The sequence below is a fragment of the Lactococcus formosensis genome (assembly GCF_037892375.1).
Classification (GTDB): domain Bacteria; phylum Bacillota; class Bacilli; order Lactobacillales; family Streptococcaceae; genus Lactococcus; species Lactococcus formosensis.
In genome coordinates this window covers 741,737-758,080 of the sequence record NZ_CP141721.1, presented here as the reverse complement: position 1 = coordinate 758,080, position 16,344 = coordinate 741,737, and the positions used below count along the sequence as shown (strand labels likewise).

The 16,344-nt window shown below is 40.9% G+C and carries 12 protein-coding genes, 6 tRNA genes and 2 rRNA genes; 3 read left to right on the top strand and 17 right to left on the bottom strand.

Annotation, left to right across the window (positions count from 1 at the left end; all coding sequences use genetic code 11):
- Positions 1-118: 118 nt before the first annotated feature.
- Positions 119-625, bottom strand: a complete 507-nt coding sequence (gene mreD, locus VNN39_RS03725) for a rod shape-determining protein MreD (RefSeq protein ID WP_165712332.1) — start codon at positions 623-625, stop codon at positions 119-121.
- Between the two features lie 2 nt (positions 626-627).
- Complete coding sequence (gene mreC / locus VNN39_RS03720; RefSeq protein WP_165713972.1) at positions 628-1,485, bottom strand: rod shape-determining protein MreC; 858 nt, start codon at positions 1,483-1,485, stop codon at positions 628-630.
- Positions 1,486-1,603: 118 nt separating this feature from the next.
- Between mreC and VNN39_RS03715 the strand changes: the two genes are divergently transcribed.
- Positions 1,604-2,053 (top strand): NUDIX domain-containing protein, encoded by a 450-nt coding sequence (locus VNN39_RS03715; protein ID WP_213496993.1) that lies wholly within the window; start codon positions 1,604-1,606, stop codon positions 2,051-2,053.
- Between the two features lie 27 nt (positions 2,054-2,080).
- On the opposite strand, the gene rpiA is transcribed toward VNN39_RS03715, so the two are convergent.
- Positions 2,081-2,752: a ribose-5-phosphate isomerase RpiA gene (gene rpiA / locus VNN39_RS03710; protein ID WP_061414897.1), complete on the bottom strand. Its 672-nt coding sequence runs from the start codon at positions 2,750-2,752 to the stop codon at positions 2,081-2,083.
- 158 nt (positions 2,753-2,910) lie between these two features.
- The gene (locus tag VNN39_RS03705; RefSeq protein ID WP_213496995.1) at positions 2,911-3,621 is read right to left on the bottom strand and encodes a pseudouridine synthase; all 711 of its coding nucleotides are present in this window, start codon (positions 3,619-3,621) and stop codon (positions 2,911-2,913) included.
- Between the two features lie 129 nt (positions 3,622-3,750).
- Between VNN39_RS03705 and mnmE the strand changes: the two genes are divergently transcribed.
- Entirely contained in the window at positions 3,751-5,115 is a 1,365-nt protein-coding gene (gene mnmE / locus VNN39_RS03700; protein ID WP_017369557.1) for a tRNA uridine-5-carboxymethylaminomethyl(34) synthesis GTPase MnmE, read from the top strand.
- A gap of 38 nt (positions 5,116-5,153) precedes the next feature.
- Here mnmE and VNN39_RS03695 read toward each other — a convergent pair whose 3' ends face one another.
- The 5 genes from VNN39_RS03695 to VNN39_RS03675 all read right to left on the bottom strand — a co-directional run bounded on the left by VNN39_RS03695 (position 5,154) and on the right by VNN39_RS03675 (position 9,731).
- Positions 5,154-5,408 carry a hypothetical protein gene (locus tag VNN39_RS03695; protein ID WP_096369384.1) on the bottom strand — a complete coding sequence of 85 codons (255 nt, stop codon included), beginning with the start codon at positions 5,406-5,408 and terminating at the stop codon, positions 5,154-5,156.
- 34 nt (positions 5,409-5,442) lie between these two features.
- Positions 5,443-7,449: an ATP-dependent DNA helicase RecG gene (gene recG, locus VNN39_RS03690; RefSeq protein ID WP_213496999.1), complete on the bottom strand. Its 2,007-nt coding sequence runs from the start codon at positions 7,447-7,449 to the stop codon at positions 5,443-5,445.
- A gap of 81 nt (positions 7,450-7,530) precedes the next feature.
- Entirely contained in the window at positions 7,531-7,872 is a 342-nt protein-coding gene (locus tag VNN39_RS03685; RefSeq protein ID WP_338997878.1) for a zinc ribbon domain-containing protein YjdM, read from the bottom strand.
- Positions 7,873-8,026: 154 nt separating this feature from the next.
- Positions 8,027-9,037 carry a type I glyceraldehyde-3-phosphate dehydrogenase gene (gap, locus tag VNN39_RS03680; protein WP_003133076.1) on the bottom strand — a complete coding sequence of 337 codons (1,011 nt, stop codon included), beginning with the start codon at positions 9,035-9,037 and terminating at the stop codon, positions 8,027-8,029.
- A 214-nt stretch (positions 9,038-9,251) separates the two neighbouring features.
- A complete protein-coding gene (locus VNN39_RS03675; protein WP_017369561.1) occupies positions 9,252-9,731 on the bottom strand; it encodes a DUF536 domain-containing protein in 480 nt (159 codons plus the stop codon).
- Between the two features lie 128 nt (positions 9,732-9,859).
- Here VNN39_RS03675 and VNN39_RS03670 point away from each other — a divergent pair, with 128 nt between their 5' ends.
- Complete coding sequence (locus VNN39_RS03670) at positions 9,860-12,466, top strand: cation-translocating P-type ATPase (protein WP_338997877.1); 2,607 nt, start codon at positions 9,860-9,862, stop codon at positions 12,464-12,466.
- An 89-nt stretch (positions 12,467-12,555) separates the two neighbouring features.
- Here the strand turns inward: VNN39_RS03670 and VNN39_RS03665 are convergent.
- From VNN39_RS03665 to VNN39_RS03630, 8 genes are all read right to left on the bottom strand, one after another.
- Positions 12,556-12,639 (bottom strand) — tRNA-Leu (locus VNN39_RS03665).
- 31 nt (positions 12,640-12,670) lie between these two features.
- A tRNA-Gln gene (locus VNN39_RS03660) sits at positions 12,671-12,742 on the bottom strand.
- A gap of 7 nt (positions 12,743-12,749) precedes the next feature.
- A tRNA-His gene (locus VNN39_RS03655) sits at positions 12,750-12,822 on the bottom strand.
- A gap of 11 nt (positions 12,823-12,833) precedes the next feature.
- A tRNA-Trp gene (locus VNN39_RS03650) sits at positions 12,834-12,904 on the bottom strand.
- 7 nt (positions 12,905-12,911) lie between these two features.
- Positions 12,912-12,992 (bottom strand) — tRNA-Tyr (locus VNN39_RS03645).
- A gap of 39 nt (positions 12,993-13,031) precedes the next feature.
- Positions 13,032-13,104, bottom strand: a tRNA-Val gene (locus tag VNN39_RS03640).
- Positions 13,105-13,108: 4 nt separating this feature from the next.
- Positions 13,109-13,224: ribosomal RNA gene (rrf, locus tag VNN39_RS03635) — 5S ribosomal RNA — on the bottom strand.
- Positions 13,225-13,308: 84 nt separating this feature from the next.
- Positions 13,309-16,208: ribosomal RNA gene (locus VNN39_RS03630) — 23S ribosomal RNA — on the bottom strand.
- Positions 16,209-16,344 lie beyond the last annotated feature (136 nt).

The window sequence follows — 16,344 nt, the reverse complement described above, 5'->3', positions numbered from 1 at the left end:
TATAATTTATAAATATAACGCCAAGATAGTCCCAAGTATAACACTCTTTTATAACTTAATCAAGACGATTTAATTTCTTTAGAAATACTTTTTTTACCTTTTGATTACAAAAAGATGTTTACCGGAGGCGATACATCTTTTCTAAAGGCCATTGTAGTAGGAGTGCAAAGACAATATTTAGGGCTAATGTTGGTGCAAGCTGTCTCACAATAAATGAGACAAAATTAACATTGACAACACCAACCAAGTTAACTATAAGCGTACTTAAAATTTGGAATGCAAAAACAATGATAATCACTGTAAATAGACGTGTCCAGCGGTTAGTAAAAACGACAGACTGGATTTGATAGACAAAAAGTGCAATAAGGGGTAAGATCAAACTTGCAATACCAAATATTCCTAAAAAATAACTGTCATATATAATTCCCAAAAGAACACCCACGATAAGGACATAGCTATGACGATGCTGCGTCACAGTATACACCATAAAAATGAGCAGCAGATGACTTACAGGCATGATATTTCCACCAGACAAAGCCGTGAAAAAATGCGTCAATTGTCCATCAAGCAAAAGAAGGAAAAAAAGAAATAAGGGGCTAAAAAATTGGAAGCTAAAACGACTCATATTTAGTTGCCTCCAATCATGCCTTGAATTGCAAAGACAAACCGGATATCATACAGATTGCTAGCAGGTTTCACATATACCTTACGATTCAATCCTTGATCTGTTTCTTTAACTTCAATGACTGTTCCAATCAAGAGACCCCGAGGTGAATCTCCTCCAAGACCACTAGTGACAACTTGGCTGCCCTTTTCGATATTTCCTTCCCCTACTAAAGAAGTGACAACATAAGCATCTTGATCATCATCATAGCTTGTAAGAAGACCATTCACTGGATCACTTGGACTGCCAAGGCGAACGGGGATTTTCGCATCAATACCTTTATCAGAACTCAATAAGGAAACCTTAGAAGAGTTTTCATTTACCTGACTTACACGTCCAATAACCCCTCCATTAGCCATCACAAGTTGGCGATTCTTGATGCCTTGTTTGCTACCGCTATCAATCACGAGCGTATCTGACCAGCTGGCTGGATTACGTGTAATTACATTGGCAGAAATACTCTTATAGTCTGTTAATGTTTCCTGAAGTTTCAACGCTTCTTTTAATTCTTTATTTTCGACTTCTAAACTCTCTTGGTTATTTTTTGAATTACTTAAGTCCGCCACCTTTGTTTTCAGCGACTGATTTTGTTTGTATGTATCAAAAAGATTGCCCACTTGATTGGCTTTGTCTTGAACAAAGCGGATTGGTGCACCAATGATTCTGTCTATGGTTCCTGTACCATCATTAATAATTTGTGTCATCGTTGATGGATTTTTATTATTTTTAAAATTATCAGCCGAGATGAAGATTGCTGTAAATGCTGAAATAACAATAATTAAGGCGATAATAATCATTTTACTAAGATTGAATTTTTTCACTGTTCATATTTCCCTTCGCAAGAGCTTTGTTTTGCCTCTTTATTTTATCAAAATTGTCAACTTTTTGATAGAATATAATTAAATTTTCTTCTATAAATTATATCGGAGGGCCATAAATATGACACAAAAAGAAATTCCAGTCTTCGGTGAAAAAATTGCCGGAGTCGACTACCAATACCGCTATGGAGTCTATGGTATTGTTTCACGTGAAAACAAGAGCCAAATCTGTCTTGTGCAAGCACCAAACGGGGCCTTTTTTCTCCCTGGTGGGGAAATTGAAGCAGATGAAAATCATGCTCGCGCTTTAGAAAGAGAACTTCTGGAAGAGTTAGGTGCGACTGCGACTTTAGGACGTTATTTCGGACAGGCCGACGAATATTTTTATAGCTCACATCGGGATAAATATTTTTGCAATCCTGCTTATATCTACGAGACTCTGGAAGCTCATTTTGATCAGGCTCCTCTTGAGGATTTCAATAAAATTTTCTGGTTTGACGTTCCGACTGCTTTGGTTAAACTCAAGCGTGGTTCTCATAAGTGGGGCGTAGAACAATGGCTTAAGAACTAATAAAAAGAAGGAGCACGCTCCTTCTTTTTATTTTTCTATAAGTTTAACCCCACCTTGTCCTGCAACAATAACTTTTTTGACCATATTATTAAACAGTCCATGCTCGACAACTCCCACTGTTAAATCCAGCTCTTCAGCCAGCTTTTCTGGCTCAGTAATCTTCTCGATATGCAAATCAATAATATAATGTTGCATATCCGTTATGAGCTTGTCTTGGGCATTCATCCGCCATGTTGGTGCATAACCAGCCGCTGCAAATTTTCGGAACAACTGCTCCGAGCCGTAAGGGATAACTTCGACAGGAACTTTAAAACTGCCAAGATTTTCTGAAAGTTTACTTTCATCAACAATCCAAATATAATCTTTAGAATATGTTGCAACGATTTTTTCCATCAGCAAGGCCGCACCACCACCTTTAATACCATTAAGGGCTGTATCAATTTCATCTGCACCGTCTACCGTCAAATCAACATAATCCACTTCATCAATTGACTTTAAAGGGATATTAAGACTTGCAGCTTGCTGACTGGTTACATTTGACGTCGTTACTCCAACAATATCTAAACCTTCTTCTTTAACACGGCGCCCCAATTCTTCCACAAAGAAAGCTGCCGTCGAGCCTGTTCCCAAACCAACAATCATACCAGACTTCACGTACTCAGCTGCTTTTATACCTACTTGTTTTTTTAAATTTTCCATTTTAAAATCCCTTCAAATACTCTTCTCAATCATTATAACAAAAAAGCGAAAATATCTCGCATTTTATTTGAATATCTAAGTTTTTCTTAAACCTTTCAAAACCGCTTCTTTTTCAAATTGGATACTTATATTTTTTACAGAAACTACTTCTTCCATAGCTACTCCTTGAGTTTTAAAATTTCCTCTTCTGTGAGTGGGCGATATGTTCCCAAGGCTAATGCTTTATCCAGTGTTAAACTTCCCATACGCAGTCGTTTGAGATAAGTTACCTTCATACCTACAGCCTCGAACATTCGCTTAACCTGATGAAATTTACCTTCATGAATAATAAGGCGGATTTCACTTTTATTCTCCTCAGATTTTTCAATAAAAAGTTGACCTGGTTTGACGTTTTCTCCAGATTTTAAGGTTAAACCTGCTGCAAACTCGTGAACAGTCTCTTGTGTAACCTTGCCTTGGATTTGAGCAAAGTACTCTTTTTCCACATGTTTCTTAGGGCTCAGGAGATTATGACTCAGTGGTCCATCATTTGTCAGTAAAAGAAGGCCCTCTGTATCTTTATCCAAGCGCCCTACTGGGAAAAGATCTTCTCGAAAATCTTGAGTCTTTAATAATTCGACAACTGTTTTGTCCTTATTATCTTTCGTCGCCGAAACAACACCAGCAGGTTTATTAAGGAGGTAATAATAAAACTCTTGGTAAACTAGGGGTCGCCCATCATAGTTTACACCGTCTTTACCTGGCTCAACATGTAGTTTGCCATCTCTCACCTTCTGATCATTCACTGTCACTTTTCCTGTCTTAAGAATCACCTTAACCTCTTTACGTGATCCGAGCCCGGCTTCCGCCAAATATTTATCCAATCTCATACTCTTATTTTACTAGAATTTTGCTTAATATGGATAATATAAACCTTTAGCAGGAGTTGACGAATCTTTATTTTTATCACGACTTGTTATATAATAGGGCATACTGAAATTAGTAATTAGGATAAAAATATGATAACAAAAGAATTTGATACTATAGCAGCCATTTCCACACCTTTAGGTGAAGGTGCAATTGCTATCGTCCGATTGTCTGGTAGCGATGCTGTCTCAATCGCTAAAAAAGTCTTTCAAGGGAAAGATCTCGATAAAGTTGCTTCACACACCATCAACTATGGTCATATCTTTGACGAGGACCGTCTTGTTGATGAAGTTATGCTCTCTGTTATGAAAGCTCCAAAAACCTTTACGCGTGAAGACCTTGTGGAAATTAATACACATGGCGGAATTGCTGTCACCCAAGAGATTTTACAACTCCTGCTGCGCTCTGGCGCACGTCTCGCTGAACCGGGGGAATTTACTAAACGTGCATTTTTAAATGGGCGTATTGACTTAGCGCAAGCTGAATCCGTAATGGATTTGATTCGCGCTAAAACAGATCAGGCAGCTAATATTGCTGTAAAACAGCTTGATGGAAGCCTCTCTAACTTGATTAACAACATTCGTCAAGAAATTTTAGAATCACTCGCGCAAGTTGAAGTCAATATTGATTATCCCGAATATGATGACGTTGAAACGATGACAAGTCAAATGCTTCTGGAAAAAACTGCCCATTTTGAGCAGCTTCTGGAAACACTTCTTGCCACAGCTAAACGCGGTAAGATTCTCCGTGAAGGTTTGAGAACAGCAATTATTGGCCGGCCAAATGTTGGTAAATCAAGTTTGCTCAATCAACTTTTACGTGAGGAAAAAGCCATTGTTACCGACATAGCGGGAACAACACGTGATGTTATCACAGAGTTTGCCAATATTGGTGGTGTGCCCCTTGAGTTAATTGATACTGCTGGTATACGAGAAACTGAGGATGTCGTCGAAAAGATTGGCGTTGAGCGTAGTCAAAAAGCCCTTGAAGAAGCCGACTTGGTCTTGCTTGTGCTTGATGCTTCGTCACCTTTAACTCCCAAAGATGTGGAATTGTTGGAACTGTCATCTTCAACAAATCGTATTGTCTTACTAAATAAAACCGATCTACCAGAACAAATTGAGCTTGAAAAGCTCCCTGAAGATTTTATCAGAATTTCTGCCTTAAAAAATGAAAATCTTGATGCTGTCGAAAAACAAATACGTGCTCTCTTTTTCTCTGGGGAAATTGAAGCAAAAGATGCAACGACTCTTTCTAATGCACGACATATTGGCCTGGTCGAACAAGCTTTAGATGCTTTGAAAGAAGCAAACCGAGGTTTGGCGATGGGACTTCCTGTGGATCTCATTCAAGTGGATGTCACGCGCTGTTGGCAATTGCTTGGCGAAATAACTGGGGAAGCTGCACCAGATGAACTGATTACCCAGCTTTTCAGCCAGTTCTGCTTAGGGAAATAAAAAACATAAACGGAAGATACTCCGCTTATGTTTTTTATTTACTGCCAGCCCATGAATAGAGCCAGAAGAATAGATGCTGATCCGATAAATGAAAGAAAACACAAGGCAAAACCAAAAGTGAAGACACTTGTGCCATCGCCTTCATAAGATCTTCTTGTCCGCCTTCCTTTATAGGCAAACATACTGCTTAAGGAAAGCAGAGTGAAAATAAGCTGTAAGGGAAGAAACCGCCATTCAGCAGAAAAGTTCAGCAAAGAAAGTCCACCCCCTAGAAATGCTAAGAGAAGTCCCATTTTATCATCCTTTCTTGAATTCATAATTGAAACGTTAATCAAAACCACTGTCAACATCCAAGTCTGCAAGCATCATCTGATATTCTGGGCGGTCAGGTGTTTTAAAAACTTCCTGAGCTTCTTGACGCGCCACTTCTAAAATATTGTAGTCATTCACTATATCAGCTGCTAGAAATTCTGGTAAACCTGATTGACGTACGCCAAATATTTCTCCGGATCCGCGCATCTTCAGGTCTTCTTCAGCTAAACGGAAACCATTCTGCGTTTGACACATTATCTTCATCCGGTTTTTACCTGATTCTGTCTTGGGATTGGCAACGAGAATCGTATAGGACTTCTTACTCCCCCGTCCTACACGGCCTCTTAACTGATGCAACTGAGAGAGACCAAAACGATCCGCATCCATAATCACCATAATCGTTGCATTTGGCACATCCACACCAACTTCAATAACCGTTGTGGAAACCAGAACCGACAAATCCCCTGCTTTAAAGGTCTGCATGATCTGGTCTTTTTCTTCATTTTTCATTTTCCCGTGCAGTAAACCTATGCCTGTTTCTTCGCCAAAGTATTGATTTAGTTCTTCATAAAGAGCTACAGCATTCTTTAAATCTAAAGCTTCTGATTCTTCAATAAGTGGTGAAATAAAATAGACTTGTGCCTGCTGCTCCAGTTCTTCTTTTATCCATTTCAAGACCTCTGGAAGTTGCTCGTGTTTTACCCATCTGGTCGTAATCGGTTGCCGCCCTTTAGGTAATTCGTCGATAATGGAGACATCCATATCACCAAAAGCTGTGATCGCCAAGGTCCGAGGAATTGGTGTCGCAGTCATCATAAGTACATCAGGATTTTGCCCCTTTTCGCGTAAGACTTTCCGTTGGTTAACCCCAAAGCGATGTTGTTCATCGGTAATGACCAGCCCCAAATCATAAAAATCAACCCCTTCCTGAATCAAAGCGTGCGTTCCCACAACCATTTGGGACTGACCATTTGCTAAACTTTCTAGTATCCCTCTTCGCTCCGCAACTTTTAATCCCGAAACAAGAAGACTAATTTTTAGTTCAGGAAAAAGATTTTGTAAGTTCGCAAAATGTTGTCGCGCTAAAATTTCAGTCGGAACCATTATAGCAGCTTGAAGCCCAGATAAGACTGCTGCATACATTGCTAAACTGGCAACGACTGTTTTACCTGAACCGACATCACCTTGTAAAAGACGGTTCATATGGTAAGCTGAAGACATATCTGCTAAAATTTCGTCTAAGGATTTTTGTTGGGCTCCTGTCAGTTCAAAAGGAAGATTTTTAATTTTTTCTTCCATCAACCGCTGGTCAAAAATAACCCTTCGTCCAAAGCGTTGTGCTTTCTCTTTATGTTTCAAAGCCTGCAACTTCAGTTGAAAGTAAAAGAGTTCTTCAAACTTCACGCGCCTTAAAGCTTGCTTGTGCATCTCCATATCATCTGGAAAATGCATGGCACGTACCGCTTCCTGCCGGGGCATCAAGCGGTACTTTTTCAATAAATAATCTGGCAGATTCTCCTTTAATTCCGATAAAAGCCCACTCTCAAAAGCCATTTGAATTGTTTTCACCAAGCTGGATTGCTTCATCCCTGCGGTAAGATGATACACGGGGGAGAAGCCATCTTCTGCTTGGGTTAATATTTTCATCCCCAGAAGTTGTTGTTTTTTTTGTTCCCATTTGCCATAGATTGCGACCTCTTTTCCAACCTCAATCTTATCCGCTAAATAAGGTTGATTAAAAAAGCTCACAGCAACTACAGCTTCACCTTGTTTGAGTTTAAAAGTGAGCCTGTTACGTTTAAAACCATAATATTGGACATTGGCAGGTGTTACCACTTCGCCAATAACTGTTGCTTTTTCTCCATCTACTAATTCAAAAATGGAACGTCCAGCAAAATCTTCATAACGGAAAGGAAAATAAAGCAATAAATCCTGTATTGTGGAAATGCCAAGCTTTTGATAATTTTCAAAAGATTTAGGTCCGACACCTTTCAGGTATTGTATACTGTCTGTTAGTTTCATAAGTTCATTATAGCAGAAAAGCCGTTTCACTGCCTTTTCCTTTCTTTATTCTAAAAAAAAGACCAAGCGGTCTTTTTTTACTTATGCTTTCTTAACGACAGAACCTTTCAATCCAATAGCTCCAAATCCGTCAATTTTCGAATCAATATAGTGTTCATTTTTTCCAAATTCATTGATACGGATATTTTTCACTTTCGTACCTTTTTTAATGGGTTTTGGCATTCCTTTGACGGGAAGATCTTGAATGATAATCACAGCATCTCCATCAGCTAAAGGTTGTCCGACACTATCAAGCACAACAAATTTGTCTGCTTCTAGATCTGCTTGTGTAAATTCGTTACCACATTCTGAGCAGCCAAATGTTGTATCTGAGAGTTCATAAGTATATTCACTTGAACAAGCTGGGCATTTAGGTGTGTCCATTTTTTCTCCAATTCATTTTTATTATTTTTAATTATCAATAATCTGCATGAACTCTAGATTCAATCCATCTTTTGAGAATATCAAAAGACTTAAATGCAGGGATAAAAAAAACAGAGGAGCTAAGCTTCTCTGTTTCTAACGTTAAATAACAGAATTATTTAGCGATTTTAGCGAAGTATTCAAGTGTACGAACGAGGTTAGATGTGTAAGACATTTCGTTATCGTACCAAGCAACTGTTTTAACCAATTGAACGCCGTCAGCTGTAGTAACTTCAGTTTGAGTAGCGTCAAAGAGTGAAGAGTTAGAGATACCTACGATATCAGATGAAACGATTTCATCTTCGTTGTAACCGTAGGATTCGTTAGATGCTGCTTTCATAGCTGCATTTACTTCTTCAACAGTAACTTCTTTATCAAGAACTGATACAAGTTCTGTCAATGAACCAGTTGGAACTGGTACACGTTGTGCGTGACCTTGAAGTTTACCATTCAATTCTGGCAATACAAGACCGATAGCTTTAGCAGCACCTGTTGAGTTAGGTACGATGTTTTCAGCTGCAGCACGTGCACGACGGAAGTCACCACCACGGTGTGGGCCATCAAGAGTCATTTGGTCACCAGTGTAACCGTGGATAGTTGTCATTGTACCAACTTTAAGACCGAAGTTTTTGTTCAAAGCATCAGCCATTGGTGCGAGACAGTTAGTAGTACATGATGCACCAGAGATAACTGTTTCTTCACCAGTCAAGATTTCGTGGTTAGTGTTGAAAACGATAGTTTTAACATCGTTTCCGCCAGGTGCTGTGATAACAACTTTTTTAGCACCGTTAGCGTGCAAGTGTTGTTCAGCTTTTTCTTTAGTTGCGAAGAAACCAGTTGCTTCAAGAACGATTTCTGCACCATCTTCAGCCCAGTTGATGTTAGCTGGGTTAGCTTCTGCAGTAACTTTTACGAATTTACCGTTAACTTCGAAACCACCATCTTTAACTTCAACTTCACCGTCGAAACGACCTTGAGTTGTGTCATATTTCAACAAGTGTGCAAGCATTGCTGGATCTGTAAGGTCGTTGATTGCTACTACTTCAACACCTTCAACGTTTTGAATACGACGGAAAGCAAGACGACCGATACGTCCGAAACCGTTAATACCAACTTTAACTACCATGAGTAAGTCTCCTTATAGGTTTAAAATTTTGTTTATAGAGAAAATCTCTATCACTAAGTTAATCATTTAACTTACTCTTACATTTTAACACTTTTTTGAGATTTTGCAAACATAAAAGCCGGAAAATAGGCACAACCGTGGGAACGGAGAGGAAAACGTTTACATTTGTCTACTTCATAATATTTCTAATAAAAAAATAACAGTATTATCACTGTTATTTTTTTCCGAAAAGTTTCGCAAAGAAACCTTTTTCTGATTCAGCTTTCATCTCAAGTAAAAACTGATTATTGTCACTCAAAGATTTTTCCATCAATTCTTGCTGACGATTGATTTGCTTATCTTTTTCTGCAATCTGTGCATCCTTAGCCATCAATTGTTGGTTGAGACGGTCAATTTCTGCATTCTTATCTTTCATCAGATTTGAAACCAACTCAAAAACAGCTGTGTCCGTTGGCGATGTTGAAAGTTCTTGTGTCGCATCTTTATCATCAACAACTTCCGCCTGCGCTGTCACAACTTTGCCATAAAGACGTTCAAGTTCATGAATACCGCCTTCATTAATTACAGTAACATTTTTTTCATTTTTCTCTACATATTGCTCGTCTAGCTGCTTGATACGTTTATTCATCGCTTGGCGAGTCACACCAAAAAGTTCTGCAAGTTCACTTACTGTTTTCGTTTCCATATCTACCATAATACCACATTTTTAGCTATTTATACAGCTTTTTCTGAATGCTAAATTGTTTTGTAATAAATGATAAAAATATTATAATTCTATTATAAAACTTTTTATAAATTGAAGAAAAATAGGGCAGAGGATTTATGGATTATAAGAAAACTAATATAAAAAAGATTAAAGAGTATTATAAAACGAGTATTTCAGAGGGTTTAAGTAAAGAACAGGTTACTCTTCATCGGAAAAAATACGGCAGTAATGTTTTTCAAGAAGTTAAAGAGAAAAGTATCTTTGAAAAACTTTTGAAACATCTACTTGAGGTAATGAATCTCGTTTTAATCATTGTTTCGGTTCCAGCTTTTTACTTATCGATAGATACAGGAAATTTTACAAAGCCAATCGTCATTCTATTAATCGTTATTATCAATATCATCGTCGCCCATATGCAAGAAGAGCGTGCTGAAACAGCTCTATCCGCCCTCAAAAAATTATCAGCGCCGAATTCTATTGTTATACGTGAAGGAAGGTTAAATACCATTCCTTCTGAAGAATTGGTTGTGGGCGATTTACTTCAGCTAAGTGCTGGTGAACAGGTTGGTGCTGATGTTCGCCTTCTTTCAGCAAATAGCTTGCAGGTTGATGAATCCTCACTAACAGGGGAATCTGAACCAATAGAAAAAGATGCTTCACGTGAAATCCACGAAGATGTGCCTTTGGGAGACCAAGTGAACATGGTTTTCTCGGGAACAAATGTGCTTAATGGTACAGCTAAGGGGATTGTTGTGGCTACAGGAATGAAAAGTCAGATGGGACAAATTGCCCAACTTTTAGAAGACCAGATTAAAGGGAAAACACCTTTACAAAAACGTATTGATTCTCTCGCAAAGCGCCTTGCTGCGATTGCTTTTGGTGCAGGTGCGATTATCTTTATCGTTAACGTATTACACGGTGGTATTCCTTTTAGTGAGAACATGATGACGGCTGTTATTCTTGGTATTGCAGCTGTTCCTGAAACTCTACCTGTCATTGTCACTTTATCACTCGTTTATGGTGTAGAGAACATGGCATATAAAAAAGCCATTATTCGCAATATCCCTGCTGTTGAAACTCTCGGGAATGCTTCTGTCATAGCTTCTGATAAAACGGGAACACTTACTCAAAACCAGATGACTATTCAACGACTTTGGGTACAGGGAGAAAATATTTGGCATAAAGACCAACTTTCAGATAAAGAAAAAGATTTAATTTACATGTTCGGTTTAGTTTCCAATGCAACAGCCGTAGAAGACGAGGGGAATTGGGTCACACACGGCGATCCAACAGAGACAGCCATCATCAACTTCCTTATCGCACATAATTCTTATCAACCTGATAAAAATCCCCCGCGGCTCTTAGAACTTCCTTTTGATTCGACCAGAAAAAAAATGACGGTTGTTGTACCTAACGAAAGCGGGGGCTACCTCGTTATTACAAAAGGGGCCTTTGATCGGCTTGTCCCGGCTCACTTTAGCGAAGCACATAATATTCACGACTCCTTTGCAGAAAATGCCTTGCGTGTCCTCGCTCTCGCCTACAAAGTAATCGATGAAATTCCAGAAAATCATCAATTACTGGAAGAAGACCAAACATTCTTAGGAATTATTGGAATGATTGATCCTCCAAGACCTGAAAGTAAACACGCTGTGGCTGAAGCTCGAACTGCTGGAATTATTCCTGTAATGATTACAGGGGATCACGCCTTAACTGCTAAAGCTATCGCACAGGAACTTGATATTTATCGTGAAGGAGACTTAGTCGTAGACGGCATTACGTTGGCAAACATGACCGATGAGGAGCTCAAGGAAAAGATTGAAAAAATTTCAGTCTATGCACGTGTCTCGCCTGAAGACAAGCTCCGGATTGTGAAAGCATGGCAGGATAAAAAACATATTGTTGCCATGACTGGGGACGGCGTCAATGATGCTCCCTCACTACGCGCAGCAGATGTCGGAACCGCAATGGGAATCGCCGGAACAGAAGTAGCCAAAAATGCCTCTGACATCATCTTAGCCGACGATAACTTTGCGACCATTGTTAGTGCAATTGCTGAAGGGCGTCGGGTTTACATTAATATTAAAAGAACTATTTATTATCTTCTTTCTGCCAATGTTGCTGAAATACTCATTATGTTATTTGGGGCTATTATTGGTTGGGGTCTGCCACTTACAGGTATGCAGCTTCTCTATATCAATGTTCTCGCAGATGGTATTCCTGGATTTGGCTTAAGCCGAGAAACCTCTGATAAGTATATTATGAAAAAACCACCGATCGATGTAAACGAAAGTCTCTTCTCTAGAGGTGTTTCACAACGTATTCTCACATCCTCTACAACCTTTATCATTATTTCTCTTATCGGCTTCTATATTGGAAGATTTGTAGAGATAGAGGGAACTACTCCAAGTATGCAAGTCGGACAATCCATGACATTTCTCGTTCTTGCCCTTGCTTCAACCTATCATATCTTTAATGCACGAAGTAATGATTCCATATTTAAAGATGGTTTGTATTCAAATAAAACAATCTTCTGGACAACAATCATATCTTTAATTATAACCTTTGTGTTCACACTCACACCATTACGATTATTCATTGATGTTGTGCCTCTAACAGCGACACACTGGTTTATCGCAATCCTCCTCTCACTCTTGATTTTTGTCGTAATAGAACTTGAAAAGTTATTGATCAAGAAAACCAACAAAACATTCCTTGCCTAAATTTATTACCCCACTTTTACTTTTTGTGAAGGTGGTTTTTACATTTAAGCAAAAAAAAAGATCTAAGAATACTTAGATCTTTTATTCTATGCCGAAGGCCGGGGTCGAACCGGCACTCCCGTGAAGGAACCAGATTTTGAGTCTGGCGCGTCTGCCTATTCCGCCACTTCGGCAACAGACTATTTTCTCAAATAAATATTTGAACTGGGGTAGCTGGATTCGAACCAACGCATGAGGGAGTCAAAGTCCCTTGCCTTACCGCTTGGCTATACCCCATTAAAAGGGCGGATGACGGGAATCGAACCCGCGAGTGCCAGCGCCACAAGCTGGTGTGTTAACCACTTCACCACATCCGCCATAATACAAACACGGGCAGCAGGAATTGAACCCACACCAAAGGTTTTGGAGACCTTTGTACTACCTTTATACTATGCCCGTAAAACTATGGAAGGGGAGGGATTCGAACCCCCGAACCCGAAGGAGCGGATTTACAGTCCGCCGCGTTTAGCCTCTTCGCTACCCTTCCGATATTTAATTGTCATTGAATATATTATAACATATTCAATGGGAGTTAACGGGATCGAACCGCTGACCCTCTGCTTGTAAGGCAGATGCTCTCCCAGCTGAGCTAAACTCCCAATCACTTGGCATTTACCATATCTCACAGGGGGCAACCCCCAACTACTTCCGGCGTAATAGGACTTAACTTCTGTGTTCGACATGGGAACAGGTGTATCTCCTATGCAATGAATACCAAATCATGGTCTGAATGTATTGAACACTCAAAACTAAATAACAATTTCTTGATAAATAAGTAAAGCTAAACTCATATGTTCTATTACTTGGTAAAGTCCTCGAGCTATTAGTACTGGTCCGCTCCATCCCTCGCAGGACTTCCACTTCCAGCCTATCAACCTGATCATCTCTCAGGGCTCTTAATTCATAAAGAATGGGAAATCTCATCTTGAGGTGGGCTTCGCACTTAGATGCTTTCAGCGCTTATCCCTTCCCTACATAGCTACCCAGCGGTGCTCCTGGCGGAACAACTGGTACACCAGCGGTAAGTCCACCCCGGTCCTCTCGTACTAAGGGCAGATCCTCTCAAATTTCCTACGCCCGCGACGGATAGGGACCGAACTGTCTCACGACGTTCTGAACCCAGCTCGCGTGCCGCTTTAATGGGCGAACAGCCCAACCCTTGGGACCGACTACAGCCCCAGGATGCGACGAGCCGACATCGAGGTGCCAAACCTCCCCGTCGATGTGAACTCTTGGGGGAGATAAGCCTGTTATCCCCAGGGTAGCTTTTATCCGTTGAGCGATGGCCCTTCCATGCGGTACCACCGGATCACTAAGCCCTAGTTTCCTACCTGCTCGAGTTGTAGCTCTCGCAGTCAAGCTCCCTTATACCTTTACACTCTACACATGATTTCCAACCATGTTGAGGGAACCTTTGGGCGCCTCCGTTACTCTTTAGGAGGCGACCGCCCCAGTCAAACTGCCCGACAGACACTGTCTCCCACGCCGATTATGCGTGTGGGTTAGAGCAACCATGAAGCAAGGGTAGTATCCCAACAGCGACTCACTTGAAACTAGCGTCCCAAGGTCAAAGTCTCCTACCTATCCTGTACATGCTTCACAGGTACTCAATATCAATCTGCAGTAAAGCTCCATGGGGTCTTTCCGTCCTGTCGCGGGTAACCTGCATCTTCACAGGTACTAAAATTTCACCGAGTCTCTCGTTGAGACAGTATCCAAATCATTACGCCTTTCGTGCGGGTCGGAACTTACCCGACAAGGAATTTCGCTACCTTAGGACCGTTATAGTTACGGCCGCCGTTTACTGGGGCTTCAATTCAGAGCTTCGCCTAAGCTAACCCCTCCTCTTAACCTTCCAGCACCGGGCAGGCGTCACCCCCTATACATCACCTTGCGGTTTAGCAGAGAGCTGTGTTTTTGATAAACAGTTGCTTGGATCTTTTCACTGCGGCTGTATTTCTACAGCACCCCTTCTCCCGAAGTTACGGGGTCATTTTGCCGAGTTCCTTAACGAGAGTTCTCTCGATCACCTGAGGCTACTCGCCTCGACTACCTGTGTCGGTTTGCGGTACGGGTAGTATTGAATTAAACGCTAGAAGATTTTCTTGGCAGTGTGACATCAAGGGCTTCGCAACCGTAGTTGCTTCCCCATCACAGCTCAATGTTAAAGGAAAATGCATTTGACACATTCCACACCTCACTGCTTAGACCAGAATCCATTAACTGGCTCCCTTTAGCCTACTGCGTCCCTCCATCACTAACAATACTAGTACAGGAATATCAACCTGTTGTCCATCGACTACGCCTTTCGGCCTCGCCTTAGGTCCCGACTAACCCAGGGCGGACGAGCCTTCCCCTGGAAACCTTAGTCTTACGGTGGATAAGATTCTCACTTATCTTGCGCTACTCATACCGGCATTCTCACTTGTAATCGCTCCAGCACCCCTCACGGTATACCTTCATCGCTGATTACAACGCTCTCCTACCATTTAATTAATATTAAATCCACAGCTTCGGTAATATGTTTAGCCCCGGTACATTTTCGGCGCAGGGTCACTCGACTAGTGAGCTATTACGCACTCTTTGAATGATAGCTGCTTCTGAGCTAACATCCTAGTTGTCTGTGCAACCCCACATCCTTTTCCACTTAACATATATTTTGGGACCTTAGCTGGTGGTCTGGGCTGTTTCCCTTTCGACTACGGATCTTAGCACTCGCAGTCTGACTGCCGCACATGTGTATTAGCATTCGGAGTTTATCTGAAATTGGTAACCCGAGATGGGCCCCTCATCCAAACAGTGCTCTACCTCCAATACACTTAAATTGCGACGCTAGCCCTAAAGCTATTTCGGAGAGAACCAGCTATCTCCCAGTTCGTTTGGAATTTCTCCGCTATCCACAAGTCATCCAAACACTTTTCAACGTGTCCTGGTTCGGTCCTCCAGTGCGTCTTACCGCACCTTCAACCTGCTCATGGATAGGTCACTAGGTTTCGGGTCTACATCATGATACTAAAGCGCCCTATTCAGACTCGCTTTCGCTACGGCTCCGCCTCTTCAGCTTAACCTCGCATCATAACGTAACTCGCCGGTTCATTCTACAAAAGGCACGCTCTCACCCATTGACGGGCTCGAACTTCTTGTAGGCACACGGTTTCAGGTGCTATTTCACTCCCCTCCCGGGGTTCTTTTCACCTTTCCCTCACGGTACTGGTTCACTATCGGTCATTAAGGAGTATTTAGGCTTGGGAGATGGTCCTCCCGGATTCAAACTGGATTTCGCGTGTCCAGCCCTACTCAGGATACTGCTAGGTATAAAGTCTATTTCAAATACGAGGCTATTACTCTCTTTGGCTTACCTTCCCAGGTAATTCTTCTATAGACTTTAAGTCCACGTTGCAGTCCTACAACCCCAAGAAGCAAGCTTCTTGGTTTGGCCTGTTTCCCGTTCGCTCGCCGCTACTTAGGAAATCGTTTTTACTTTCTCTTCCTGCAGGTACTTAGATGTTTCAGTTCTCTGCGTTACCTTCGCGTAAGCTATGTATTCACTTACGGATACTATGCATAACATAGTGGGTTTCCCCATTCGGAGACCTAGGGATCAATGCGTACTTACTGCTCCCCCTAGAATATCGTCGTTAGTCACGTCCTTCATCGGCTCTTAATGCCAAGGCATCCACCGTGCGCCCTTATTAACTTTGCCATTAAAACAAGTATAAGTTTTTTCGAACTATTTAAAATAATTCGCAGCTTTACAGAAATGTTTAAAACATTTCTCGGTTTATTTATCGTTATAAGATATTGTTATTTAGTTTTCAATGATCAATTCCTATTTTAAC